Here is a 26,099-nt window from a genome sequence, read left to right on the forward strand (position 1 = left end):
CGGGGGCCGATGGGGCGCGGGAATGGTGTGCGGCAGGAGCGGGGGACGCGTTCAGGAGCCGACGGTCCGCGGGGTGGCGCTCACCCCGGCAGGTACCTGCGGACGGGCCGCCCGGCCGATGAGCAGCCGGCTCAGCCACGGCACCTTGTCGTGCAGGATGCGCCCGATCGCATAGCGGTAGATCATCAGCGGTGTGATGCCCTTGGTCCCGCCCTGCAGCCGGGCGACGAGCTCGCGCAGGTCGGCGCGGTCGGCCGCCACCCGGTGCCTGATGGCGAGCAGCGGCATGTACACCCCGCAGCGCTGATGGATCAGGTCGGAGAGGGCCAGGGTCAGCAGGGTGCCCGGAGTGGATCCGTGCGGGAACGCGAGGAGCCGGTGCCCCATCGTGAGTTTCAGGTGAGCCTGTGTCCCGGACACCCCGCCCAGGACCTTCGAGGTGCGGCAGAGACGCGCGAGGGAGGTCCGCAACTCGGCGTAGGCGGCGAGCTGTTCCGCGCGTGCCGTCGTGTCTGTCACGGCGTCGAGGGCGTGCACCGAGATGTGCGCCCCGAGGTTGTGCCGGAACTCGGTGCGCATCCTGGCCACATGGGCCGGTGCCCGCTCCTCGGCCCGGGCGCGCACCTCGTCGGAGACCATGACGACCGCGGACGGCAGCGTCATGTCGCTGAGGGTCTTGCCGAGGGTGACGATGTCGGCGCGGCCCAGTACGTCCTGGTGGGCGAGGTAGTGCTCGCCGGTGCGCCAGCCGCCGGTCAGCACCTCGTCGACGCCGACGAGATAGCCGTACTCCGCGCGGTGCCGGTCGATCGCCCGCACCAGTTCCCCGGGCAGCGGCCGGCATGACGCTCCCTGCACCAGCTCGAACCAGACCAGGGCGACGTCCCCGGTGCGCAACAGCGCGAGCAGGCGGTCCACCGCGTCCGGGGCGAAGGGGTCGATGTAGGCGAGGTTGGCGTAGTAGGGACGGAAGGCGTCCACGTCGGACTCGGTCTTCTGCGGACCGTGCTTGCTCAGGTTGAGCGAGAACAGCGTCTTGCCGCCGTAGTTGCCCGAGAAGGTGACGACGGTCCGCCGCTTCGGTGTGGCGAGGGCCGCCAGGGTCACGGCCGTGTGGTTGCCGACCGCGCCGCTCACCGAGGGGAAGGCGTGCGGCAGACCGGTGAGTTCGGCGAGCCTGGCCTCAAGGTCGGCGAAGTAGTCGTGCCCGGGGTCGTGCCGTTGCAGGACCTCGGGCACCAGGTCGGGCGGATTGTGGCCGCGCAGGTTGCTGCCGAACCCGCCGGCGCAGTCGATGACGTCCCGGCCGCTCCCGGTGGTGAGGCGTCCGCCCGAGGCGCGTACGACGTCGACGTTGAGGTTGAAGACCTGGGCCATGCCGGCGATGTCGGGATTGATGTGCCGGCCCCAGTAGTCGACCGTCGTCCGAGGGTCGGCGTTGATGGCGCCCAGCACCGTGCGGTGCTCCTCGGTGACATGGCCCGCCCGGTCCAGGGCGTCCCACACCAGAGTGGCGCAGAGAACGTTGCCGCCATAGGTCGAGGTGTGGGCGAAGCAGTCCACATGGTTGCGCCACACGCTGTGCGCGGCGGGCGACATGGTCAGGGCCCCGAACGGCACTTGGCGGTCCGCCAGGGTCTCGCCGAAGACCATGACATCGGCGTCGAGGGGGTTGGCGAAGAGGTCGGGGGCGGACAGTTCCAGCTCGGTGGCGCACAGCATCACGAGGCCGCCCCGCCCGCGGCACTCCCGTGTGAGGTCGAGCAGCGCCGTATCCCGCAGGTCGGTGTGGTCCTCACGGACGACGATCACGGCTTCCCAGGCGACACCGGCATGCCGGTGCGCCGCGTCCTTGGCCGATGGCGCGCTGACCACGTGGGGGATCAGCGCCTCTTCGCTGCCCGATTCCACCGGGTCCATGAACTCCTGGTACGTGCCGAGCTCGTCGATGAGCAGCACCCAGCCGCCCTCGTCGCGCCCGGCGCGGACCGCCGAGTGTCGGGCCAGCTTGATCGCGCCGGACAGCGCCTCCAGGCCGGAGCTCAGGAGGTAGCTGACCCGGGGGCCCTCGGGACCGACGGGGACGAGGCTGCTCAGCAGATGGCCGAGCCCGGCCGCCGCCGGGTTCACGTAGTTGCTCGCCATCAGGAAGTTGCAGCGCTGTTCCCGGTTGTGCGCGGTGATCAGCTCCAGCGTGTGCGGCGAGACCGGCCGGAACACGGAGTGTGTCGTGCTCTCCATCAGTTCAGTTCTCCATCCGCAGCGCGGCCACCGGGCAGGTAAGGACCGACTGCACCGCCGGATCGTGCTGGTCCGCCGGAATGTCGTGATCGTCGAGCAGCATCACCAGGTCGCCCTGGTCGTCGATTTGGAAGAGACCGGGGGCGACGGCCTCGCACACCCCGTGCCCCTCGCACCGCTCTCGGTCTACGGTCACCCTCATCGCGGGCCCCCTCTGAGTGTCGTAGGGAAGGTCGTCAGACATGCAGCGTGGTCGGCAGGGCCTCCAGGCCGCGGATGGTGTTGTGGCGGCGCCATGTCGGCTCGCCGGTCTCGATCCGCTCCACCCGCTTGGCGAGCTCCTTGAGCAGGGCGTGCGCCTCCATGCGGGCCAGGCCCTGGCCCACGCATCCGTGCAGTCCGTGGCCGAAGGCCAGGTGGGCGGCGACGTTGGGGCGGCGGATGTCGAAGTCGTCCGGGTTCTCCCAGAAGCGCTCGTCCCGGTTCGCGGAGGCGTAGAGCAGGAACACCCGCGAACCGGCCGGGAGCGTCAGTCCGTCGAGCTCCCGGTCGCGGGTCAGCAGGCGGCAGAAGCCGCGGGCGGGCGTCTCGTAGCGGACGATCTCGTTGAAGGCGTTCGGAATGAGCGAGTGGTCCTCGCGGATCTGCTTCCACTGCTCGGGGTGCGTGCCGAGCAGCCAGATGGCGGCGGACAGGGAGCTCACCGTGGTGTCGAGGGAGGGCACGAGGAAGTCGCCGAGCAGTGTCGGGAGGAGTTCCTTCGGCACCTCTCCGGCGTCGACCGCCGCCACCAGGTTGGCCCCCCAGCTGTCCGGGCGCAGATCCCGCGTGGACGCCAGCTGGCCCAGGAACTCCCACAGCCCCTTGAGCACCGGCATCCCGGCCAGCGTCCGCTCGTTCATGGGGCCCAGCGCGTTGAAGCCGGCTGCCGCCCAGTCGAGGAGGTTGGCGCGTTCGGCTTCCGGCCAGCCGAGCAGATCGGGGACCAGCCCCACGGGGAACGTCTGCGCGAAGTCGGTGACCGCGTCGAACGAGCCGCGCTCGACGAGTTCGTCCACGAGGGCGGTGGCCCGCTGCTCGACGTACACCTGGTGGTGGCGCAGCGCCTTCGGCGTGAGCTGGCGGCCGAGCACGCGGCGGATCCGGTCGTGCTCGGGCGGGTCGCTGGCGATGGTGCCCCCGGCCATGACGCGGTTGAGTTCCTCGCTGAGCCCGACGCCGGACGCGGAGGAGAAGGACTCGTGGTCGTGCAGGGCCTCGTACACCTCGCGGTAGCGCGGGACCGCCCAGGCTCCGTAGGTCTCCATCCAGACAGCTGGTCCGATGCTCCGCAGCTCCCGATAGTTCTCGTAAGGAGCGAGGACGGACTCGTCCGTGTAGAGATCAATTTCCGTCGCGGGGGTCGTCACCGTCACGTCAGGCAGCCTTTCGTCTGGTTTTTGATGGGGCTTTCCACGGCACGCGAAAGACGCGGAGTTCTTTCGGACTGCCCGAACACAGGGACATACGCGCACTGCATCGAGGCCGACTACGCAAGGACTTCTCAACGATCAGCAGCGGCAATGCACCGGAAATGCCCTGCCATTCTTCGGCGGGCCGGATGCGAGGGTCAAGAAGTCCAATTACAGGTCTTCGCAAACTTGTGTGGTGCCGGTGTCAATTCACCTGGAAGAAAAGCAGGACCGGCGGGCGGGGGCCCGCCGGTCCGCGACGCGGTCCGTACGGAACCCGCGTCAGAACCCCGGGAAGACCCTGCGGAGTTCGTCGAGCGAGACGCCGCCACCGGTCAGCCGGGTGCCGGACGGCGCGTGCTCCGGGGCGAGCCGCCCGACTACCAGGCGCAACGCGGCCTCGGCGGGAATCTCCAGTACGCCGTCGGGGTCCGCCGGCGCGTCCGTGAGGGTGACCTCCTCCCCCAACTCCAGTCCCAGGGACAGCTCGGGACGCTCGGTGCGTACGGCGAGGGAGACCCGCCTGCCGCCGAGCTCTCCTGTGGTGCCGAGGAAGCCGATAAGCATGCCGAGGGGCTGGAAAAGGTGCTCCACGGCGCCAGGAGCGAGCACCGCCGCCGGGTCGAAGGCCGCCTGGATGTCCCAGGTGTGGTACGTGAACTCGCCGAGGCGCAGTGCCGCGACGGCCGCGACATCGAGCGGTTCGGGCAGGAAGCCGAGGTCTATGGTGAGTTCGGCCCGCGTCGCCTCGTCGAGCCCCTCGTACCGCCTGACCAGCGTCTCGTTGGCCCGCGCGAAATTCTCGGCCTGTTCCTTGGGGGACATCGCGTCCCAGCGGGCCCACACCTTCTCGTTGAACTCCCCGTCCGGCGCGCCGGATCCGGCCAGAGCCGCCTCCAGCGTGGCGAGGCTGATCTCGGCGCCGCTGCCCAGGTGGCTCAGCACCTGCGCGACGGTCCACTCGTCGGCGGCGGAAACGCGCTCCAGGTCGTGCGCCGGCAACTGCGCCACGAAGGACGAGAGTTGCTCGTGGCCCGTGCGCAGCGCCTGGATCGGCCCGTCAGCTCGGCTGCCCATCTGTTTACCTCCATTGCCGGGTGGTGTGTTGCCGGTCGCAGGCTGTCAGCCGTCCGCGGGGCCGGCACTGCTGATGTGCCGGAACCCACGGAGTTCTGACGGAATTTGACACTGGCCTGACGGACCGGCCATTGAAATCCCGCGGCGCACGGCAGAGGCTTACGGGTAACCCCTGCTGCCGCGCGTGGACGCGAGTGGTGCCGTGAAATCGAGTGGTTCCACGGAATTCAGCGCTCGGCTCGACGCGCCAGTTCTCGTACTCCTCCGGGCGGACAGGGATTTCCCCACCATCGAGAGCCGGTGCGCACAGCCCGGAGAAGAGCGGGCCCGCCGTGACCGCACCAGGAGACACCAGCGCATTCATTCCCGGCCCCCCTCAGGCGCACAGAGTGCGTTCGGCGGTCGTCACGAGGGTGTCGGCGACCTGCTCGACCGGCGCGTTCCGGCCGGCGTACAGCAGGTCGAAGCTGTCGAAGCCGGTCAGCAGCCAGAGCACGTCGGCGGCCTGCTCGGCGGTGGCGTCCTGGCGCAGCAGTCCCTGCTCCGCCAGCCGGTCCGCGAGGTGCCCCATGCCTGCCGCCCGGTCTTGCTCCAGGCGCTGGACCGCGCCGCCGACCGCGGCGGCGTCCAGGAGCGCCATCGAGTGCAGCGCACGCAGCACGTCCCGGTGGGCGGCGTACATCTCGACCACACCCCGGATGCAGCCGCGCAGCCCCTGGCGGGCGTCGGGGTGGTCAGCGATCTCGATCATGGACTCGAATCCGCCGCGCTGCAGGAGGTCGGCGCCGACCGCGTCGAACAGTCCGGCGCGGGAGCCGAAGACCTGGTACACGGTGGGGCGCGCCACCCGTGCCACCTGGGCGATGCGGTCGATGCTGACCGGTTTCGCCGGCGCCGCGCGCAGCTGTTCACAGACCGCATCCATGATGCGGCGCCGGGTCGCCTGTGCCGACTCCGCACGCAGGCGCTGCTCGTACTTCCGGGTAGCCATGACCCCATCATAGTTCACTTGACAGAGTGTTTTCTGAAAGACAGAGTGTTTTATGAAATTAGCCCGAGAGTCGGTGGCAGCGCCCCGGCTGCTGGAGGAGGAAGCGTGGCCGCGCAACAAGTGATGATCCGGTGGAAGGTCAGCGCCGATGCGCTGGAGCGGCATCAGGAGATGCTGCAGACCGTCTACGCGGAGCTGGAGTCGGTCCGGCCGGATGTCCTGCGGTACGACACGTACCAGCTCGACGACAAGGTCACCTTCGTGTCCTTCGTGGAGCTGGCCAACGGCCCGGGCGTACTCGGCACCCTCGACGCCTTCCAGCACTACCGGGCGACACTCGACGCGATGTGCGAGGAGCCCCCGTCCCTCACCCCGCTCGACCCCGTCGGAACGTACGCCGCCGAGAAGTGACCGGGCGCCGCACGGCGCCCTTCGACAGACCCTCGCCCGCAAGACCTTCGCCCCGCACCGAACGGCCGCCGTGACCGGCACAGCCGTAGCGCACAGCAGCGCCCGCACAGCACCGCCACAAGTATTCGCCCCGTCAACAGCATCAGTTCCGGAGAGGCAGAATCACCATGGCTTCATCGCCCGAGCAGACCCCGGTCAAGGTCGCGATCATCGTCGGCGCCACCCGTCCCGGCCGTAAGGCCGACACCGTGGCCGACTGGGTCGGTGGCATCGCCGCGGGGCGCGAGGAAGCGACCTTCGAGATCGTGGACCTCGCCGACTACGCCCTGCCGCACTTCGACGAGCAGATGCCGCCCCTCTACGGCCAGTACGCCAACCCGCACACGCTCAAGTGGGCCGAGAAGATCGGCTCGTTCGACGCCTTCGTCTTCGTGACCCCCGAGTACAACGCCTCGATCCCCGGGGTACTCAAGAACGCCATCGACTACCTCGCCGCCGAGTGGGGCGGCAAGCCCGCCGGCTTCGTCGGCTACGGCATGGAGGGCGGCGTGCGCGCGGTCGGGCATCTGCGGGTGATCCTCGAGGACCTGAAGGTCACCGGTGTGGAGCCCGCCGTGGAGCTCCTCCTCCCGGTGGACTTCGAGGACTTCACCGTGTTCGCGCCCAGCGAGGGCAAGGACAAGCAGGTCCTCGCCATGCTCAACGAGCTCCTGGCGCAGGCCCAGCGGTCGAAGGCCGAGAACCAGGCGGCATAACGCCGATACCCGGCATGAGGCCCCGGCTCGCCACTGGCGAGCCGGGGCCTACGCTCTGCGCCATGAGCGGTATCCGTCAGCTGCCGGCGGGCGTGCCGAACCAGCGGCGCAGCGCGTCGGACAGCTGCCCGGGGTCGGCCGAGGTCCAGACGACATGGCCGTCGGGACGTACGAGCACGGCGTCCGCCCCGGCGAAGGCGGCCGCTGCCTCCGGGGTGGCCGTCACCGTCGTCACCCGGTCCTTCCAACCCGCCGCAGTGTCCCGCACGGCGGCGTCGTCAGCCAGGTCGAGCAGCACTGCCTGCGCGGCGTGCAGCAGTTCCGTCGTGCTGGTCGGGCCGGCCACGCCGCGCAGCGCATGGTGGCCGATCCGCCGGCCGACCAGCGGGTGGCTGCCCTCGTCGGCCTCGTAACGGATGTCGATATGGCTCACCGCGCCCGCGAGATGCCGCTTGACGTCGTCGTAGGCGAGGAGTTCGGCGAACAGGGCGCGCAACGGGTCCGCCTCCGGGCCGCCGAGGAACACCATGCCCTGGGCCCGGGTGTTCATCAGCAACCGCGCGCCCACCGGGTGGCGTTCGCCGTGGTACGTGTCCAGGAGGCCGGCCGGCGCCCGGTCCCGCACCACGGCGGCCAGCTTCCAGCCCAGGTTGACCGCGTCCTGCACCCCGGTGCTCAGCCCCTGCCCGCCGGCCGGCAGGTGGATGTGTGCCGCGTCGCCGGCGAGCAGAACACGGCCCCTGCGGTACTCGGTGACCTGACGGGTCGCGTCCGTGAACGAGCTGACCCAGTCGGCGCCGCCAGCATGGATGTCCTCGCCGGTCAGCCGCTGCCAGGCGCCCGCGACCTCGGCGAAGTCCGGCGTCTCGCTGCGGTCGGGCGGCGGGGTGCCGTGCTCGCACACGATGATGCGGTCCACTCCTTCGGCCAACGGGGCGGCCATCACCATCCCGCCGGGCAGCCGTTCCCCCAGGAATCTCGGCTTCAGGTCACAGCCGACGACATCGGCGAGGTACATCCCCCGGGTCGCGTCCGTGCCCGGGAAGTCGAAGCCGGCGGCCTTGCGCACCGGGCTGTGGCCGCCGTCGCAGCCGACCAGATACCGCGCCCGCAGCCGCCGTACGCCCTGCGGCGTTCCGACGGTGACCGTCACGCTCTCCTGGTCCTGAGCCGACTCGAGGAACTCCCAGCCGCGCCGGATGTCCGCCCCGAGCGAGAACGCCCACCGCTCGAGCACGGCCTCCGTCTGCGACTGGGGTATGCCGCGAGCGCCGAAGTGGGCGCCCTCCAGGACGGTGTAGTCGAACTGGATGCCGCCGAAGTGGCCCATCGGGCTGGTCTCCAGACCGCCGAAGTGCGACAGCAGGCCCCGCTGGTCGAACACCTCCATGGCCCGCGCGGTGAAGCCGAGGCCCCGCGACTGCCCGGTGGGCTCGGCGAGCCGTTCGGTCACGATCACTTCTGCCCCGCCCAAGCGCAGCTCACCGGCGAGCATCATCCCGGTCGGGCCGGCGCCCACGATGATGACGTCGGCGTCGAATTTCTCGGTCTCCATGTCTGTTTCCTCTTCTGTCTCGTGGTGGGCTCTCGTACGCCGGGGCCCGCTACCGCGGCGCGCCGAACCAGCGGCGCAGCGCACCCGGAAAGTCCGCGCCCGGTGGGGCACCGGCGCACACGATGTGGCCGTCCGGGCGGAGAAGCACAGCGCCGACCCCGCGCAAAGGGCCCTGGAGCACCGCCTCTACGGGCACGGTGTCGACCCGCCCGGCCCATGGCGCGGCCATCGCGCGCAGCCGGGCGTCGCCCGCGGAGCCGGTGAGGTCGAGCAGCACCCCGCGGCCGGTACGCAGCAACTCCGCGCTGCCGCACGGCCGTCGGCCGGCCGTCACCAGGTCGGTGCACGGCAGCCGTACGCCGAGCAGCGGGTGCCCCTCGCCCACGTCGTACCGGATGTCGAGCCCGGAGATCATCCCCGCCAGGTGCTCGCGGACCCGGTCGTGGGCGATCAGTTCGGCGAGCACGCCGCGCAGCGGCTCCACTTCCGCTCCGCCGAGCAGCAGCGTCGCCTGGGTGCTGATGTTGGCGAGCACTCTGCGCCCCACGCCGTGCCGTTCGCTGTGGTAGCTGTCGAGCAGGCCCTCCGGTGCGGTGCCGGCCACCTCTGCGGCCAGCTTCCAGCCGAGGTTGACCGCGTCCTGGAGGCCGAGGTTCAGGGCCTGCCCGCCGATGGGCATCTGCTGGTGCGCGGCGTCCCCGGCGAACAGCACCCGTCCCGCCCGATAGCGCGTGAGCTGGCGGTTGGCGTCGCCGAACGCGTTCACCCACAGCGGTGTGCCGTGGCTGATGTCCTCGCCGGTGACCTGCTTCCAGGCGTCGACCACCTCGGTGAACCCGGGTTCCCCCGCGCGCTGTCGGGCCGCGCTGCCGAAGGGGTGCACCATCACCCGGGTGACGCCGTCGCCGCGCCGGGCCGCGATGGCGAGGCCGTTTTCGAGGCGCTCGAAACGCCGGTTCGGGATGTCGATGCCGGCGACATCGGCCCGTAGCAGCTCGCGCCGCGCGTCCTTGCCGGGGAACTCGGCTCCGGTGAGACGGCGCAAGGTGCTGTCCTCGCCGTCGCACCCCACCACGTACCGGGCGCGGATACGCACCGGCCCGTCAGGGCCCGCCGCCTCGGCCAGGACCCGGTCCCCGGTCACGGTCAGCCCGCGCAGCTCGTGCTCGCGCCGCAGGTCCGCGCCCAGCGACCGGGCCCAGTCCTGCAGCAGTTCCTCGGTGCGCGTCTGCGGCACCTTCCACTGGCCCGGATAGCGGCTGGGCAGGGTGAGGTCGAGGGGGATGCCGCCGAAGTGCCCGCGGAGCTCTGCCCCGGGCGGACTGCCGAGGGCCGCGAGCAGCCCTCGGCAGTCCAGGATCTCCATGGTGCGGGCGTGCAGCGTCGACGCCCTCGACTCCGTGGTCGGGGCGTCACGCCGGTCCAGGACGGTCACATGCGCGCCGCCGAGCCGCAGTTCACCGGCGAGCATCAGCCCGACGGGCCCCGCGCCGACGACCACGACCTGGGTCTCCAGGAAGTCCGCGGCCATGGTCAGCGCTTGTTCTCGGCGTAGTTCTTGGCGTGGCCCAAGGTGGCGCGGCTGTTGGTGCTCAGCGCGCTGTGGACGTACTCCCTGGCGTCGGCCACGGTCGCCTCGGCTCCGAGGATCCGCGCGATGTTCTCGGTGTTGAGGACGACGGTGTGCTGCGAGGAGGCCGCGACGGAACCGTCGCCGCTCTCCTCGAAGGTCCAGTAACCGGTGTGCAGCGTCATCAGCGCCGGCAGCGTGACCTGCTTGTAGGCGATCTTGTGGTGCGGGAAGGTCACGCGGTACGACTTGGTGGTATGCGTCGAGCCGTCCTTGGCGCGGGTGTCCATCTCGAGGGTCTGGAGGCCCGGGGTCTCCTCCTCCAGCCGGACGCTTGCCACGTGCGGAAGCCGCTGCTGCCACAGGTGCGCCTCGTCGATGAAGTCGTAGACGTCCTTGGCCGACCCGTCGATGTGCACGGTGTCCTCGAAGGAGAACACCAGCTCCTCGGAGGCGTGGGCGAGTTCCACATTGGCCTTGAGGGCCGCCAGCTCGGAGCGGGAGTTGCGGTCGACGGCCTCGTCGATCCACTTCAGGCCCTCAGGGTCGTCGTCGACGGCCCGGTAGTCGTGCAGCAGCCGGAGCCTGGACTCGCCGTCGGACAGGGGCTCGACCACCCAGGCGCCGCCCATCGAGGCGACCGGCGGGGCCGAGACCTCCTGCCGGAAGTCGATCCGCAGCCCCTCCGGGTCCAGGACGCGGCGTGAGGTCCAGTTCTTGGCCTCGCCGTTGGCGGTGGCCCAGATCCGTATCCGCTCCTCGTTGCCGCCCTGCTCGACATGGTCGACGTAGATGGTGGGCGGAAAGATCCGCGGCCAGTTCGCCACCTCGGCGATCAGCCGGTAGACGGCGGTGGCGGGGGCCGAGACCGTGATCTCGTGCTCCACCTCTCGCAGGCCGTTCTGCGCCATGCTCTTCCTCCTGCTCAGTCGGGTTCGTCGGGCCGGTGTGCCGCGCTCGGTGCGCGGGGGCGGGCCGACCGGGTCAGAAGTTGCCGAGGCCGCCGCAGACGTTCAGCGCCTGCGCGGTGATGGACGCCGCGGTGTCGGAGACGAGATAGCCGACGAGCCCGGCTACCTCCTCGGGCGTGGAGTAGCGGCCGAGCGGGATCTTCGCCTGGAACTTCTCCAGGATCGCCTCCTCGGTGGTGTCGTGGACGGCCGCGTAGCCCGCCCGCACGCGCTGCGCCATGGGCGTCTCGACATAGCCCGGGCAGACCGCGTTGACGGTGATCCCGGTCGGGGCGAGCTCGTTGCCGAGTGCCTTGGTGAAGCCGACCACGCCGTGCTTGGACGCCGAGTAGGGGGCGCCGAGCACCACGCCCTGCTTGCCCGCCGTGGAGGCGATGTTGATGACCCGGCCCCAGTTCTTGGCGCGCAGACCGCCGGTGTTCAGCACCTCACGGGTCAGCCGGAAGACGCTGTTGAGGTTGGTGTCGATGACGTCGTGCCACAGCTCGTCCTCGATGTCGGCGGTGACGCCGCCACCGCTGCGGCCGGCGTTGTTGACGAGGATGTCGACGGTCCCGAACCGGTCGACGGCGCCCTGCACGAAGGCCGTCACGGCATCGTTGGAGCGGACGTCGACAGCGACGCCGTCGACGTCGAGGCCCTCCTCGCGCAGCTGCTTGACGGTCGAGGCCACGTTCTCGGCGTTGCGTGCGCCAAGGAAGACCTGGTGGCCCCGGTTGGCCAGCAGCCTGGCGACGGCCAGGCCGATTCCGCTGGTGGCCCCGGTGACGAGGGCGACCCGCTGGTCCTGCTGCGGCATGCTGTTCTCCTGGTGGGTAGAGCCGGTTGAGGTACGCGTCCTGAAGCGCGGGGCGAGGGCCGCCGGGCAGTGCGCCACCCGGCGGCGGCCATCCGGTGCTCAGGCGGCCTGGGTGGTCAGATGCTGGTTGACGGCCTCGACGAGGACGCGCGGGGTGACCGCGTCGGTCAGCACCGAGTCGTCGAGGGTGATGCCGTACTCGCGCTCGATGCGGCTGCCGGTCTCGAGCAGGGCGAGGGACTCGTAGCCGAGCTGCTCGAAGTCCTTGTCGAGGATGTCGCCGTCCAGGTCCACGTCCTCGGCGGCACCGGCCCCCTCGAGGAGAATCCGCTTCAGGTCGTCGATGGTGAAATTGCTGCCGGCCACTTGGGCTCCTTCATGATCGGTGTGAGGTCGTGCTGGCGTGCTGGCGTGCCTCGGGAACGAGCGGCCCGCCCGCAGGGGGATCAGCAGACGGCGGCACTGCTCTTGGAGGCGCGGCGCCGGCCCTACTCGTCCGTGGCCCGCACGACCATGGCGGAGTTGAAGCCGCCGTGGCCGCGCGCCAGGACCAGGGCGCAGCGCACCTCGGTGGTGCGCGGCTGGGCCGTCACCAGGTCGAGGTCGTACTCGGGCGCCTGCCGCACATGCACGGTGGGCGGAATGAGGCCCTCCGCAATGGCGAGGAAGGCGGCCGCGAGGTCCAGTGGGGCGCCACCGGAGTACAGCCGGCCGGTCATCGTCTTGGGCGCGGTGACCGGTACCCCCCTGGGCCCGAAGACCGCACTGATGGCCTCGGCCTCCGTCCGGTCGAGCGAGGGGACGGCCGCGGCATCGGCGAAGACCACGTCCACATCGCCGGGTTCGGCGCCCGCGTCCGCCAGGGCCAGCTCGATCGCCTTGCGCAGACCGGGCTCACGTGCGCTGCCGGGCTTGGGGTCGAAGGTCGCTCCGTATCCGGAGATCTCGCCGTACGCCCTGGCGCCTCGGCGGCGTGCGGCGGCCGCGTCCTCCAGGATCAGAATCGCTCCGCCCTCGCCGGGTACGTGGCCGCGCGCCTCGGAGTCGAACGGCAGGTAGGCGCGCGTCACTTCGTCGCTGGTGCTCAGGCGCCTGCCGGCCAGCTGGGCGACCCACCCCCAGGGGCAGATGGAGGCGTCGACCGCGCCGGAGACGACGAGCCCGGTCCCCTTGCGTATCTGCCTGCGTGCCTGCGCGACCGCGTCGAGACCGCCGGCCTGGTCGCTGACGACCACACCGCTGGGGCCCTTCATGCCGTTGCGGATGGAGATCTGGCCGCTGTTGACCGCGTAGAACCAGGCGAACGACTGATAGGCGCTGACGAACTGGCTGCCCTGGCTCCACAGCTTCTCCAACTCGCCCTGGCCGAATTCGAATCCGCCGGACGCGCTCGCCGTGATGACGCCCATGTCGAATTCGGGCAGCTCCTTGGGCGTCACGCCCGCGTCGGCGAGTGCCCAGTCCGCGGCGACCAGGGCGAGCCGGGTCATCCGGTCGGTCTGCGGCAGCAGCCGGCTCGGCAGGTGGTCTTCCGCCACGAAGCCGGGCACCTGTCCCGCCAGCTTGGCGGGATACTGCGCCGGGTCGAATCGGGTGATCCGCCCGATGCCGCCCTTGCCGCTGCGGGTCGCCGCCCAATAGTCCTGCGCACCGAGCCCGTTGGGCGCCAGGACGCCCAGGCCCGTCACTACCGCCGACGCGGTCATGCCACGCTCCTCTCGGGCCGGGCCAGCACCATCGCGCTCTGGAATCCACCGAAACCACTGCCGACCGAGAGCACCGCATCGGTGAGCTGGTCGCGGGCCGTCAAGGGCACATAGTCGAGATCGCACTCCGGGTCCTGGGTATGCAGATTGGCCGTGGGCGGCACCACGTTGTTCTCCATGGCGAGTGCCGAGGCCGCGATCTCGATGGAGCCGATGGCCCCCAGTGAGTGGCCGACCATGGACTTGATGGAGCTCACCGGTGTCCGGTAGGCGTGCTCACCCAGACTCCGCTTGAACGCCGCCGTCTCGTGCCGGTCGTTCTGCTTGGTGCCGGAGCCGTGGGCGTTGATGTAGTCGATCTCCTCGGGGTTCATCCGCGCCTCGTCCAGCGCGACCCGGATCGCCTCCGCCATCTCGATACCGTCCGGTCGCAGCCCCGTCATGTGGTACGCGTTGCTGCGCGTGGCATAGCCCGCGACCTCCGCGTAGATGTGCGCGCCACGGCGCTGCGCGCACTCCAGCTCCTCCAGGACGAAGACGGCGGCACCCTCGCCGAGCACAAAGCCGTTGCGGGTGGCGTCGAACGGCCTTGAGGCGCGCTCCGGTTCGTCGTAGCGGGGCGTGGTCGCCTTGATCGCGTCGAAGCACGCCATCGTGATCGGCGAGATCGGGGCGTCGGAGGACCCCGCGATCATGACGTCGGCGGAGCCTTCGCGGATCAGCTCGACGGCGTGGCCGACGGAGTCGATGCCCGAGGTGCAGCCGGTGGAGACCACGACGGAAGGCCCCTCGGCGCCCACGGCCCAGGCCACTTCGGCCGCGAACGAGCTGGGCACCAGGAAGTTGTACAGGTGCGGTACGGCGTAGGTGTGGTCGACCAGCGTCAGCCGGCCGCCGTCACTGACGGTCCGGTACTCCTCGTCGAGCCCCATGGTGGCGCCCACCGCACTGCCCACGGTGACACCGACGCGGTACGGGTCGAGGGCGCCGAGCTCGATACCGCTGTCGGCGACCGCTCCGCGCGCCGCGACCACGGCGAACTGGGCGGCCCGGTCCATGCGTCTCACCTCCTGCGGGCGCAGACCGTGCAGCTCCGGATAGAAGTCGATCTCCGCGGCCACCCGGGAACGGAACGGCGCGGGATCGAAGAAGGTGATGCCGCGAGTGGCGGTCCGGCCGTCACTCAAGAGACCCCAGAAGTTCTTGGTGCCGACACCTCCGGGAGCCAGCACCTCGATGCCGGTGATGACAACGCGTCGGCCGTTCACGCGGACGCCTCCCAGTTGTAGAAGCGGGTGGCCATCGCGTCGGCCGGCGACCGCCAGGTCTTGGGGTCGTAGGCCGCTATGTGCGGCTTGAGGTCGTCGCTGATGCGTACGAAGCGGGGGTCGGTCTTCGCTTCCTCTATTCGCTCGCCGCCGTTGTCCGAGTCGAAGTCCTGCAAGTGGAAATACAGGCCCCGGTACAAGAACAGCTGGCGGCGGCGCGTCCCCATGAGATGAGGCATCTCGGTGGCGTCGAAGTCGCCGAAGATCTTGGCGACATCGACGCTCGCATCAGGGTCCATCCGAGCCACAATCAGGGTGCTGTGCATGGGATCCAACTCCTCCACGACCGGTAATCCGACAACCAGGCTCTTCGCTCCGACCGTTTTTTTCGAGACGTATTAGGTCAGGGCTTTGTCAGAACCTGTCAGGCCCATGCGAGGCGAATTACAGGCGGGATTTGCCGCAGATCACCGCACCCGGAGGACGCGCGGGCGCGCCGGGACTCGGCGCTCAGGAAGGGATGGGCGGAGCTCGGCGAGGCACCGGTCTCCCAGGATCCGCACGCCCACCACGGCAGCGTGAAAGAACAGTCAGGTAAATGTCAGACGCCCGTCAGACGTGTATGCGGGTGACGTCGTGGATCCCACACCTCTGTGGGTGGCAAAGTCTCAGGACGCCGGTTCCGCTGCGGACGTCGGATTTCAGGCATGTCCGAGCCGGAAACCGACTCCGCGCACCGTGATGATCCACTCTCTGGAGCCGAGTTTGCCCCGCAGGCTGCTCACATGGGTATCCACGGTCCGGCGCGACCAGGAATCCCCCCAGACCTCTTCCATCAGGAGCTTGCGCGGTATGACGGTGTCCGGGTGCGAGGCCAGCAGGTACAGCAGGTCGAATTCCTTGCGGGTTACCTCTATACGTCGGCCGTCGACACTCACCTCACGGGAGCTCGCGTCGATCCACAGCCGCCCGTGCGAGACGACCTTGGGCATCGCGGGCATCACCGTCGCCGGCAGGGCCCGGCGCATGACGGCCTCGATACGGGCCATCAACTCGTGGAATCCATAGGGCTTGACCAAGTAGTCGTCCGCGCCTGCCTGGAGGCCGAGCACCCGGTCCACCTCACTACCCCTGGCCGTCACGGCGATCATCGCTACGTCGCAGGCGGTACGGATTCCCCGGCATACCTCGATGCCGTCCAGGTCGGGGAGTTCGAGATCGAGCAGCACCAAGTCGACGTTCTTGTAGGTCTGAAGAGCGGCGCCGCCGGTGTCGACCGTCTCGACCTCATGGCCGTGCCGTTGCAGCCCCTTCGCCAGCGCTTCGGCGTCACTGGTGTTGTTCTCCACCACAAGCACCTTCCAGCCCGCGGACCGGCTGGGCATGTGCTGCGCCGCGATCATCCCGCTCCCTCTTCTGTGCGGCGCCGCGGTGCGATGACTTGACTTCTGTACCACTTCGAGATTCATGGCTTCCCCCTCAGGATCCGGACCACGCCTAGCTGAATTCGCGCCAATAGAATCGCCAAAGAATCCCCAGAACAAGCAACCGTCAGGTAAATTTGACGTAAACGAAGCTCTCGCCATTCGTCACCGTGCGTATATTCATCGCATCAACTTGAGAAATTCGCCAGAGGATACGCCGCCGACCTCTTCCGGATAGCCGATGACTGCCGGGGAGTTCCCTGCGGGGCCGCAGCGAGCCCGGTAGAGGAGAGAGCCAAGCCGCCGCAGCCGATTTCGCGAGCCAAACGTCGCCGGCCACCCGCGCCGCGAGTATATGGGGGAATTACTCCCGCGGGGCCACGCCGTACACGTTAGCACTCCCAAGTCGCGGCAACACGCGATTCACATACTCGAGCATCACATTCCCCCATGGTTAAAAGATTGCGAAAACCGGTTCTACCGGGAAACTTCTCCCCGCAGGCCAACCCTCGCCTCACCACCCTACCCACAGGAATTTTCAAGCCGGTTTCGTCTCGATTTTTCCTGCGATAAACGATCAGAAATCGCCAAGAAATTGCTGCAAAATACTCCCCGGATGTGAGTGAGCGAGAAAGGCCGTGTGACGCCGCCTTCGCGTCACACGGCGGCGCCCCGCCAGGAGTGGGCCCCGGCCGGCTTCACCCCTTACGTCATCACGCCCCGTAACAAGCGTCCCGCAACCGCGCCAGATCCAGGGCATCGACCGGGACGCCCTCCTCGAACACGCTCAATGCGTCCAGCATGCGGCTGGTGTGCTTCTCCCAGAGCGTTGCGGCCAGCAGACGAAAGGTCTCATGGGCCCGTCTCAGCCGTCGCACAGCATGGCGGGCACCTCGGACCGTTTCGGCACAGGCGAGTTCGGTCTCTATGCGGGCCTGCAGAAAGGTGTCCCCGAGGGCTGCGGCAGTCGCGAGCGCCTCGACCAGGGACTCCTCGGCCTGACAGGGAAGGTTCTGGCGCCACTGCCTTTCCCCGAGACCCAGCAGGCCATATGTCTCGCGCAGGCGGTCACCCTGCATACGTGTCAGCAAAATGACGTCCTGGCACGCCTGTTCCGCGCGTCGCAGTTCTCCCGTATACACGAGCCCCTCGGCCTGGCGGCGGATGTTCCGCACCTCACTGCGCGGCGAACCGTCCTCATGACCGGCGACGATCGCCTCATCGCGCAGTTCGACGCTCACCTCGCTGCGTTCGAGCCTCACCTCGCTGCTGGCACGCTCCCGTTCGATCTGCGCCAGCAGTCCGAGGGCGTGCGAATGGCTTGTCAGAGCGCCGGCCTGTTCGAAGGCGTCGAGCGCCGCGCGGCACAGCCCGGCGGCTCCGTCCAGATCCCCGGCGAATCGGGCGCACAAGGCGAGATTGCGCAGCGCGATGCCCCGGCCGTGCACATGACCACACCGGTCGAGGAACACCATGGCGGAGTAGAGCAGCAATGCCGCTTCTGGATGACGCCTCCGGTGGATCGTCAGCGTGCCGAGTGTGCACAGCATGGTTCCGCAGCCGAGGTCATCCCCCGCTCGTCGGGCCCCTTCCAAGGCATCCTCCGCCGTCCGCTGCCAATCCTCCAGGTAGTCGCGCATCTCGAAGAACGGGACCATGCACGCCGTCAGTTTCCATGCCTGCTCCGCACGGCCCGTCTGCACGGCCTGCCGCACCATCGCGACCATCGACTCCCGCTCGGACTCCAACAAGCCCATCGCGTCGGCCGGTACGACGGACCGGTGTCCCGCGGACAACCGTGCAGCCGAGCCGGTCCGATGCACGGGAGCCCTGGGGCCGTAGAGCCGCTGACAAGCGGAGTCGACGAGGCTCAGCATGGTGCCGAAGGCACGGTCGAACGCGGCCTCCCGGTCCGCCTCGGACTCATCCGATTGCGCACACTCCCCGGCGAACAGACCCAGCAGCTCCGGCAGTCGAAAGCGGGGCGGCACACCCGGCTGAACCGCGCACACCTCCAGCAGTTGGGCGTCCACGAGCTCCTCGATCGGCTCCTCCGCCTCCTGCGCTTCCACGTCGAGCAGGGCCGCACACACCCACACCGCGAAGCTCGGCGCGGTGAGCAGCCCGAGTCTCCGGAACAACCGGGCGGCATTCGGGGACAGTTCCCGGTAGCTGAGGAGGAACCCGGCTCGGACGCCGCCGTCGTTCGGGCTGAGAATGTCCAGGCGCCGGCTCCGGTCCGCGAGCCGTGACGCCAGCTGACGCAGCGACACATGCGGTCTGGTGGCCGGCAGGGCGGCCGCGATGCGCAGGGCCAGTGGCAGCCGGCCACACAGCTCGACCAGCCGTGCGGCTTCCTGGGGCTCCGCCGCGACCCGCGCCGCGCCGATCGCGGCCGCGAGCATCTCCTGGGCCTCGCCCCGCGGCATGACCTTCAGGTCGATGCGTGCCGCCGCGTAGTCCGCGGTCAGCTCGTCCAGCGGCTCCCTGCTCGTGATCACCACACAGCACTCGCCGAGCCCGGGCAACAACGGCTTGACCTGGCCTAAGGAACGGACGTTGTCCAGCACGATGAGGAGCCGCTTCCCGTCCAGGACGCTGCGGTACAGCGCGGCCCGCTCCTGCGCTTCGGCCGGGATCTCGGCGCAGGGAACTTCGAGGGCCGTCAGGCTCTGGCCGAGCAGCGCCATGGCCGAGACCGGCTGGTCTTGTATGTCGTAGCCCCGCATGTCCATGAAGACCTGGCCGTCCGGAAAACGGTCGGCGACCCGGTTGGCCCAGTGCACGGCCAACGCGCTCTTCCCCACGCCGCCCACGCCCGAGAGGACGGCGATGGCGAGCGTTCCCTGACGCCGACGTCCGGGAAGCAGTTCATCCAAGGCCGCCATCTCCGCGGCTCGTCCGATGAACGATGCCGGGGGCAGCGGCAACTGGGCCGGTACCTTCCGCGCCGTTTCCGTTCTCGGCACGACGATGCCGCGCTGGGGGGCGACGCTCTCCGGCTCGTCGGCGTCTTGGAGGACCCGGCGGTGCAACTGCTGTATGGAGGCACTCGGCTCGATCCCCAGCTCATCGGCCATGATCCGCCGCCCCTCCCGGTACACCTCCAGCGCTGCGGCTCGCCTGCCGGACAGGTGGTGGGCACGCATCAGGTGGCCTCTGGCCTGCTCCCTGAGCGGGTGTTCCGCGACGAGTGCGGTGAGTCTGGCCACCACCGAACGGTGCTGGCCCAGCTTCAGCTGCAGCGCTGCGAACTCTTCGTTGATGTCGAGCCAGAACTCGGTCAGCCGGGTGACTTCCTGGTCGATGCCGCCGCCCACAAGACCGGCAAGTGCGGTGCCGCGCCAGAGCGACAGCGCATGTTCGAAGTGCTCCGCCGCTTCGGCCGGCTGCCCGTCACCGGCCGCCGCCCGGGCGAGGGCGACCGATGTTTCCAGCTCACACAGATCCAGACGATGCCTCTTGGAGTTGAGCTGGTAGCCCGGACGCACCGTGTCGATCAGGTCGTCGACGCCTGCGGCGTCCCTGAAGGTCTTGCGCAGGTTCGTGACGCAGATGCAGATCTGATTGCGGGCCGTGGTCGGCGGAGCGCCCTGCCACACCGCATCCGTCAGGGCGTCCACCGAGACGACGCGGTCGGAGAAGAGCAGGAGCATCGCCAGCACAGCGCACTGTCGGGCACTTCCCAGCCGCAATGGCCGGCCGTCCATGAGCACTTCCAGCGGCCCGAGCAGCCTGAAAGACAGCGAATGCATCACAAGTCCCCCTCCGCGTGACGCGCGGGCCTCGCAGCTCAGGACCATCACCTGAGCAACCAAGCCTTCGCAAAGCCCATGCTAAATAATTCGCGTCAGATCTGTGGCCAGATCGCGATGGCAGGGCGGGAGAGTCGGGGCGGGGGGCGCGCCGTGACGGCTTCCGTACCTCACGCACACTCGGAGAACCCCAGATCAGACGCCCTTTGCCGCCTGCTCGAGGATCACGAGGCACTCCACATGATGCATCGACCACGAATGCACGCACCGCACGCACTACACGCACCGCCGTGAGTCTGCCCCGATGACGACACTGCGGGACGGGCTATCAGCGCCTCGGATGGGATGACTTCCGACGGTATCCCGTCCCGCTGCACGGACCATTCCTGGGGAGAATGCGGGGAGTTGGGCGGCGCTGGGGAGCACGTGGGGAGAATCGACTGCGTGACGCGGCACGAGTCCGAAAGACGCTGGAAGTTTCATCTCCGGAGGTCAGAGAGAAGCGTTACCGCATCACCCCAGGTCAGGACAACTAGGTAGTGGGCTTCAAGGCGTTGGCTTCAAGGCGTTGGCTTCAAGACGTTCTCGGGTCCGCTACCCGAGGTCTGTCGGCGGCGAAGGTGAACGTCGACGGCGGCTCGGTCACCCTGACCTGACCGCCGGCGAGCGGCGGCGTCGACGCGCCCCCTTGCCGCTTCCCTCCCCCGACGCCGCCGGGTCAGGGGGCGCTGCGCGGCCGTTCCCAGCAGGTCAGGATCTCGTCCGTCGTGGTGACCGTGGCGACCAGGGCAAGGGTGTTGCGAATCATCGCGGGGGTGTAGTCGGCGGGCACCCCCGCGATGGCGTCCCCGGGAACGACGGCCGTGTAGCCGAGGTTGACCGCGTCGAACACGGCATTGGGGATCGCGACGTTCGCCGACACCCCGGTGACGACGAGTGTGCGACAGCCGAAGTTGCGCAGCAGGGCGTCCACGTCGGTGCCCGCGAGCGGCGAGAGCCCGTGGAGCCTGCGCACCACCAGGTCGTCCTCCGAGACCGGTATCGGATCGGCGATCCGTACGGCGGTGGAGCCGACGATCTGCTGGACGGGCAGCCGCTCGGCCGCCTTGAACAGACGGGCGTTGCGGTTGGCTCCCCGGCCGTCGGGACGGCGTTCGGCGACCGCATGCAGCACTTGGACGCCGGCGCCATGGGCGGCCGCGACCAGTCGGGCGATATGCGTCAGGGCTCCCGACTTGCGTGCCACGGCGGCGAGTTCCGGCAGCGCACTGTCCACACCGACCACGCCGCGCTGGCACTCGACGGTGAGCAGTACCGTCGAGGCCGGATCCAGTTGCTCGATGAGCCGTGCGTCCGATGCCATGGCCATCCCCCTCCTATCGCCATCCTTCTGCGGCCTGCCTACGTCTACTCACGCACGCCCGCGATGCGTGTGTCCGCCCGTGATGCGTGTGCCCGCCCGCGATCCGCGTGTCCGCCGGTGATCCGTGTGTCCGCTTGTCGTACATGCCCGAAGGGCCTGCCGGCGCCGACGCCCTTATTACTTCCGGCTTCTTCCAGTTCCTTCCGGTGAACCCAGGTGATTTCCGGTTCCTTCCGGTTCCTTCCGGTGCGCGGGCCCGGCGCCTCGCCGGACCTGGTCGAGGCGCGCGAGGCTATCCGCCATTGCGCCTGTTAGGAAGAGCCCCCATGATTTCTGACAGTCAGTCAGGTGATAGTCGGATGACGGCGTCGTCGCGGGCCTCTCACCGCCCGCCCACGGCCCGGGCAGCGGAGGGCGAGGACGGATATGACCGACACACAGCGGCGCGGACGCCGGATCATGATGACGCAGGGCGAGCGCGATGAGTTCCTCGCCGACCGGCGGACCTGCAGGGTCGCGACGGTGAGCGGAGACGGCGCGCCACACGTCGGGGCCCTGTGGTTCGTCTGGGACGGCGACGCGCTGTGGCTGTACTCCATCACCCGAAGCAAGCGATGGGCGCAGCTGCGTAAGGACGCTCGGCTCGCGGTGGTCGTCGACGACGGGCACGAGTACGGGGAACTACGGGGCGTCGAACTGGCCGGCCGCGCGGTGTTCATCGGCGAGGCACCACGCACAGGCGAGCCGTGCCCCGAACTGGACGCGCCGGAGCGGCTGTTCGCGGCCAAGTACTTCGGAATGGACGAGATGCCGCACGACGGCCGGCACGCGTGGGTGCGCCTGACGCCGTCGACCGTCACCTCCTGGGACTTCCGCAAGATACCGGGGTAAGGGATGCGGGGCGGGGGCGGCAGGGGCGAACGAGGGGGCGGCCTGTTCCGGGCGGCGGCGCACCGGAGACGCGAGCGGCAGCCCTCCCCCATCCGCACCCGGCGCAGGGACCTGCCCGGCGCCCGGCCGGGACCTGCCCGGCGCCCGCCCGGCGCCCGGCCGGCAGTCGGTCGGCAGTCGGTCGTCACGCGTTCGGCACGCGTTCGGCACCTGGCCGGAAGTAGCCCGGACCCCGGCCCGACGCCGTGGAGTGATCGCGATGTCAGTGGTCTCTGCGAGAGTGGTGGGGTCAGCCCGTTCTCCACCACCACGGGTGCGGGAGCGGGGCAGCTCCGGCCGCGACGGGCCGGGTGCCGACGAGGACGAAGGAGATCCGGTGAACGTGCTCTTCCCCGCGCTGCGCGACGCTTCGACCGCGCCCGCGCTGCGCTTCGGCGCCCGCGCGCTCAGCTACCGCCAGCTCGCCGCGGTGGCCGGCCCGCTCGCCGAGCGGATCGGCGCCGAGACGCGAGTGGCGATCTGGGCGACCGCGACGCTGGAGACCTCGGTGGGCGTGGTCTCCGCGCTGCTCGCCGGGGTGCCCGCGGTACCGGTGAATCCGAAGATCGGGGAGAGCGAGCTGGCGCACATCGTGGCGGACAGCGCGCCCTCCCTCGTTCTGGCCGAGCCCGGCGCCGACCTGCCGGACGCCCTCGCCGCGCTCCCCCGTCTCGATCTCGACGTCATCGCACCGCCCGAGGACGCCGTGCCGGCCCCGTTCCCGTACGAACCGGGTGACGAGTCTCCGGCCCTGATCGTCTACACCTCCGGCACCACCGGGCCCCCCAAGGGCGTGGTGCTCCCCCGCCGCGCCATCGCCCACACGCTGGACGCGCTGGAGGACGCCTGGCAGTGGACCGCCGACGATGTCCTCGTGCACGCCCTGCCGCTCTTCCACGTCCACGGACTGATTCTCGGCATCCTCGGCCCGCTGCGCCGCGGGGGCAGCGTCCACCACCTTGGGCGCTTCAGCACCGAAGCCGTCGCACGGGAGCTGTCCGCGGACGGCACCATGCTGTTCGGCGTACCGACGATGTACCACCGGCTGGCTGTCGAGGCGGGAGACGACCCGGTGCTCGCCAAGGCGCTCGCCCGCGCCCGGCTGCTGGTCTCCGGTTCCGCCGCGCTGCCGCTGACCGACCACGAACGGATCACCGCCGCGTCCGGCCGCAGGGTGATCGAGCGGTACGGCATGACGGAGACGCTGATGAACACCAGCGTTCGGGCGGACGGCCCTGATGCCGCGGGGACGGTCGGGGTGCCGTTGCCGGGCGTGTACGTCCGCCTCGTCGATGATGCAGGCCGGGCCATCGAGGACAGCGACGGCGAGACGGTGGGCGAGATCCAGGTCCGCGGCCCGAACCTCTTCGTCGAATACCTCAACCGGCCCGACGCCACCGCCGCGGCCTTCGACGGCGGCTGGTTCCGCACCGGCGACATGGCGATCCGGGACTCCACGGGCAACTACCGCATCGTCGGCCGCAAGGCCACCGACCTGATCAAGAGCGGCGGCTACAAGATCGGCGCCGGTGAGATCGAGAACTCCCTGCTCGCACATCCGGGGGTCGCCGAGGCCGCCGTCACCGCCGAGCCGGACGAGGACCTCGGCGAGCGGATCGTCGCCTGGATCGTGGCCGAGACCCGGCCGGACACCGGACCGCCGTCCGCTGAGGAACTCGCCGACCATGTCGCCCGCCAACTCGCCCCGCACAAACGGCCCCGGACCGTCCACTTCCTGGACTCCCTGCCGCGCAACGACATGGGCAAGATCCTGAAGCGGGAACTCCGTGCCTAGCGGCGGGCACCTCGGGGGCGGGACCGACGGTGAGCCCGCGGACCGGGGTCAGGGCGCGCCCGGGGAACCAGGGCCTGGGGACATGCCGGTCGAAGGGCCGGCCGGGGGCGTGGGGCCGGAGCCCGGTGGCGACGTCCTCGCCACTCCCCCACCCGTCGTTCCGCCCGCTGCCCAGCCGGCCGCCCGGCTCACTGCCCGTCAGGCCATCGAGCTGGTCGCCGATTCCTACGTCGAGCCCGCCTCACCCGACGCCACCGGAGCGCCCGGCACTCAGGCGGCAGAGCAAGAGACTGACGCGGAGGCGGAGGTAGCGGGGAAGCCGGAAGGAGGGGGAGCCACGCGGCCGGACGGAGCGGGTGCGCCGGTCGGCAGCCCCTCGGACCGGCCGGACGGCCCACTCGGCTGGCACGGCTACGACGCCGCCCGGGAGCGCGCCCGCGCCCGGACCGGTGAGGACGAATCGGTGGTCACCGCCCTCGCCACGATAGGCGGCAGGCAGGCCGTCCTCATCTCCTTCGAGTTCGGGTTCCTGGGCGGCTCCCTGGGCGAACGCACCGGTGACCGCCTGGTGGCCGCGTACACCCAGGCCCGCAAACGACGTCTGCCTATTGTGTCGTTGGTCGCCACGGGCGGCAGCCGGATGCAGGAAGGCATGCGAGCCCTGACACAACTTCAGCGGGTGGCCCGCCAGTCGACACTGAACCGCGCGGCCGGTCTGCCGCAGATCGCGGTGCTGCGGGACCCGACGACCGGCGGCGGCTGGGCCACGCTCGGCGCGGGTGCCGATGTGATCCTGGCCCTGCCGGGAGCGCAGATCGGTTTCGCGGGTTCGCGGGTCCGCCCGAAGGGCGCCGACCCGCACGCCTACTCCGCCGAAGGCCAGCTCGCGGCCGGCCACATCGACGCCGTCGTCCCACCGGACCGCCTCCGCGACACCCTGGTGCGCTGGCTCCAACTCCTGGAAACCACAGGACGGTCGGATTCTCCTGCGGAACCGGGCGCCGAATCGGCCCCGGAAGCGGCGCCGCCCCCGCACCCCCTCAGCGCGGGCACCCTCCCGGAGACCGGCTGGGAGGCGGTGGTCCGCGCCCGTGACGCGCGACGGCCGCGCGCCGAGGCGTATCTGCGGGCCTACTTCGACAGCTGGGAAGAGGTCAGCGGTGACCGCTGCGGCGGCGTCGACACGGGGATGCGCTGCGGGTTCGGTCATCGCGACGGCCGCACCATCGCCTTCGCGGCCCAGTGCGGCACGGCCACCCGCCCCGCCGGCTTCCGCACCGCCGCGCGCCTGATCCGCCTCGCGGACCGGCTCGGCATTCCCGTTCTCACCCTCGTCGACACTCCTGGGGCGGCCAACGACCCGGAAGCCGAACGCTCGGGCGCCGGCGCGGCCATCGCCGACACCTTCGCCGCACTCGCCTCGGTCCGCGTCCCCGTCACCTCGCTGCTGATCGGCGAAGGCGGTTCGGGAGGCGCCCTGGCCCTCGCCGCTCCTGACCGGCTCTGGGCGACACCCGACAGCTACTTCTCGGTGATCGCCCCGGAACTGGCCGCCGCCATCCTCAAACGCGACGCGCAGCAGGTGCACGACACAGCCGACCAACTCCACATCCGCCCCCAGGACTTGCTGGACCTGGGCATCATCCGCGGCATCGTCGCACCGACCTGACCGGCTCGGAAGGGGCCTGGGGCCTGTTTCGAAAGTGCTTGTCACAGCCGTTCGTTCGGCGGCCGACCGCCTCGGGAGCCGAGTTTCTGGCGGTTGCGGACCCGGTCCGCCGGGATCGGAAACGGTCTCCTCGATCCCACGCCTGCGTGGGTAGGCCCGTTTGCGGCGGGAGTCGTACGCCTTGTCAGCCCTCACCCGGGCCGGTTTCCTGCGGGGCCGCCCGCGCCCCGGCCGGCTGGCCGGGGTCAGCATCGACTACATCGTGCGGCTGGAACAGGGCCGCGGGCTGCGGCCCTCGGCGAACGTGGTGGGCGCCTGGCCCGGGCGCTGCGCCTGGCCCCCGATGAACGCGCCTACCTCTTCAACCT

21 protein-coding genes are annotated in these 26,099 nt (G+C 70.0%); 5 read left to right on the forward strand and 16 right to left on the reverse strand.

Annotation, left to right across the window (positions count from 1 at the left end; genetic code table 11):
• Positions 1 to 51 precede the first annotated feature (51 nt).
• From ACH4FH_RS17585 to ACH4FH_RS17605, 5 genes are all read right to left on the reverse strand, one after another.
• On the reverse strand, positions 52 to 2,241 hold the full coding sequence (locus ACH4FH_RS17585) for an aminotransferase class III-fold pyridoxal phosphate-dependent enzyme (protein WP_398556724.1): 2,190 nt from the start codon (positions 2,239 to 2,241) through the stop codon (positions 52 to 54).
• A gap of 4 nt (positions 2,242 to 2,245) precedes the next feature.
• Positions 2,246 to 2,443, reverse strand: coding sequence for a ferredoxin (locus ACH4FH_RS17590; protein WP_398556725.1), 198 nt, complete (start codon positions 2,441 to 2,443; stop codon positions 2,246 to 2,248).
• 34 nt (positions 2,444 to 2,477) lie between these two features.
• The gene (locus ACH4FH_RS17595; RefSeq protein ID WP_398556726.1) at positions 2,478 to 3,656 is read right to left on the reverse strand and encodes a cytochrome P450; all 1,179 of its coding nucleotides are present in this window, start codon (positions 3,654 to 3,656) and stop codon (positions 2,478 to 2,480) included.
• 318 nt (positions 3,657 to 3,974) lie between these two features.
• Positions 3,975 to 4,769: a maleylpyruvate isomerase family mycothiol-dependent enzyme gene (locus ACH4FH_RS17600; protein ID WP_398556727.1), complete on the reverse strand. Its 795-nt coding sequence runs from the start codon at positions 4,767 to 4,769 to the stop codon at positions 3,975 to 3,977.
• A gap of 376 nt (positions 4,770 to 5,145) precedes the next feature.
• Positions 5,146 to 5,760 carry a TetR/AcrR family transcriptional regulator gene (locus tag ACH4FH_RS17605; RefSeq protein ID WP_398556728.1) on the reverse strand — a complete coding sequence of 205 codons (615 nt, stop codon included), beginning with the start codon at positions 5,758 to 5,760 and terminating at the stop codon, positions 5,146 to 5,148.
• A 105-nt stretch (positions 5,761 to 5,865) separates the two neighbouring features.
• On the opposite strand from ACH4FH_RS17605, the gene ACH4FH_RS17610 reads away from it, so the two are divergent.
• Both ACH4FH_RS17610 and ACH4FH_RS17615 read left to right on the forward strand, forming a co-directional pair.
• Positions 5,866 to 6,171, forward strand: a complete 306-nt coding sequence (locus ACH4FH_RS17610; protein ID WP_398556729.1) for a hypothetical protein — start codon at positions 5,866 to 5,868, stop codon at positions 6,169 to 6,171.
• A gap of 167 nt (positions 6,172 to 6,338) precedes the next feature.
• Complete coding sequence (locus tag ACH4FH_RS17615) at positions 6,339 to 6,926, forward strand: NADPH-dependent FMN reductase (protein WP_398556730.1); 588 nt, start codon at positions 6,339 to 6,341, stop codon at positions 6,924 to 6,926.
• Between the two features lie 76 nt (positions 6,927 to 7,002).
• Here the strand turns inward: ACH4FH_RS17615 and ACH4FH_RS17620 are convergent, their stop codons facing one another.
• The 11 genes from ACH4FH_RS17620 to ACH4FH_RS17670 form a co-directional block, all read right to left on the reverse strand.
• The gene (locus ACH4FH_RS17620) at positions 7,003 to 8,481 is read right to left on the reverse strand and encodes an FAD-dependent monooxygenase (protein ID WP_398556731.1); all 1,479 of its coding nucleotides are present in this window, start codon (positions 8,479 to 8,481) and stop codon (positions 7,003 to 7,005) included.
• A gap of 49 nt (positions 8,482 to 8,530) precedes the next feature.
• Complete coding sequence (locus ACH4FH_RS17625) at positions 8,531 to 10,012, reverse strand: FAD-dependent monooxygenase (RefSeq protein WP_398556732.1); 1,482 nt, start codon at positions 10,010 to 10,012, stop codon at positions 8,531 to 8,533.
• Positions 10,013 to 10,014: 2 nt separating this feature from the next.
• Positions 10,015 to 10,962: an aromatase/cyclase gene (locus tag ACH4FH_RS17630; RefSeq protein WP_398556733.1), complete on the reverse strand. Its 948-nt coding sequence runs from the start codon at positions 10,960 to 10,962 to the stop codon at positions 10,015 to 10,017.
• A gap of 73 nt (positions 10,963 to 11,035) precedes the next feature.
• On the reverse strand, positions 11,036 to 11,821 hold the full coding sequence (fabG, locus tag ACH4FH_RS17635; protein WP_398556734.1) for a 3-oxoacyl-ACP reductase FabG: 786 nt from the start codon (positions 11,819 to 11,821) through the stop codon (positions 11,036 to 11,038).
• A 99-nt stretch (positions 11,822 to 11,920) separates the two neighbouring features.
• Positions 11,921 to 12,187 (reverse strand): acyl carrier protein, encoded by a 267-nt coding sequence (locus ACH4FH_RS17640; protein ID WP_398556735.1) that lies wholly within the window; start codon positions 12,185 to 12,187, stop codon positions 11,921 to 11,923.
• A 122-nt stretch (positions 12,188 to 12,309) separates the two neighbouring features.
• Positions 12,310 to 13,527, reverse strand: a complete 1,218-nt coding sequence (locus tag ACH4FH_RS17645; RefSeq protein ID WP_398556736.1) for a ketosynthase chain-length factor — start codon at positions 13,525 to 13,527, stop codon at positions 12,310 to 12,312.
• Positions 13,524 to 14,795: a beta-ketoacyl-[acyl-carrier-protein] synthase family protein gene (locus ACH4FH_RS17650; protein ID WP_398556737.1), complete on the reverse strand. Its 1,272-nt coding sequence runs from the start codon at positions 14,793 to 14,795 to the stop codon at positions 13,524 to 13,526. Before ACH4FH_RS17650 ends, ACH4FH_RS17645 begins: the two co-directional genes overlap by 4 nt.
• Positions 14,792 to 15,121, reverse strand: a complete 330-nt coding sequence (locus ACH4FH_RS17655) for a TcmI family type II polyketide cyclase (protein ID WP_398556738.1) — start codon at positions 15,119 to 15,121, stop codon at positions 14,792 to 14,794. The genes ACH4FH_RS17650 and ACH4FH_RS17655 overlap by 4 nt, the downstream gene beginning before the upstream one ends.
• Before the next feature lie 375 nt (positions 15,122 to 15,496).
• Positions 15,497 to 16,198 carry a response regulator transcription factor gene (locus ACH4FH_RS17660; RefSeq protein ID WP_398556739.1) on the reverse strand — a complete coding sequence of 234 codons (702 nt, stop codon included), beginning with the start codon at positions 16,196 to 16,198 and terminating at the stop codon, positions 15,497 to 15,499.
• Between the two features lie 734 nt (positions 16,199 to 16,932).
• Positions 16,933 to 19,974: a BTAD domain-containing putative transcriptional regulator gene (locus ACH4FH_RS17665; RefSeq protein WP_398556740.1), complete on the reverse strand. Its 3,042-nt coding sequence runs from the start codon at positions 19,972 to 19,974 to the stop codon at positions 16,933 to 16,935.
• Between the two features lie 718 nt (positions 19,975 to 20,692).
• Positions 20,693 to 21,337 carry a cysteine hydrolase gene (locus tag ACH4FH_RS17670; protein ID WP_398556741.1) on the reverse strand — a complete coding sequence of 215 codons (645 nt, stop codon included), beginning with the start codon at positions 21,335 to 21,337 and terminating at the stop codon, positions 20,693 to 20,695.
• Positions 21,338 to 21,763: 426 nt separating this feature from the next.
• Between ACH4FH_RS17670 and ACH4FH_RS17675 the strand changes: the two genes are divergently transcribed.
• The 3 genes from ACH4FH_RS17675 (at position 21,764) to ACH4FH_RS17685 (ending at position 25,731) form a co-directional block, all read left to right on the forward strand.
• Complete coding sequence (locus ACH4FH_RS17675; RefSeq protein WP_398556742.1) at positions 21,764 to 22,228, forward strand: pyridoxamine 5'-phosphate oxidase family protein; 465 nt, start codon at positions 21,764 to 21,766, stop codon at positions 22,226 to 22,228.
• 376 nt (positions 22,229 to 22,604) lie between these two features.
• Positions 22,605 to 24,062, forward strand: coding sequence for an acyl-CoA synthetase (locus tag ACH4FH_RS17680; protein ID WP_398556743.1), 1,458 nt, complete (start codon positions 22,605 to 22,607; stop codon positions 24,060 to 24,062).
• An 82-nt stretch (positions 24,063 to 24,144) separates the two neighbouring features.
• Positions 24,145 to 25,731: a carboxyl transferase domain-containing protein gene (locus tag ACH4FH_RS17685; RefSeq protein WP_398556744.1), complete on the forward strand. Its 1,587-nt coding sequence runs from the start codon at positions 24,145 to 24,147 to the stop codon at positions 25,729 to 25,731.
• Positions 25,732 to 26,099 lie beyond the last annotated feature (368 nt).

The sequence above is a fragment of the Streptomyces sp. NPDC017993 genome, assembly GCF_044328065.1.
Taxonomy (GTDB): Bacteria; Actinomycetota; Actinomycetes; order Streptomycetales; family Streptomycetaceae; genus Streptomyces.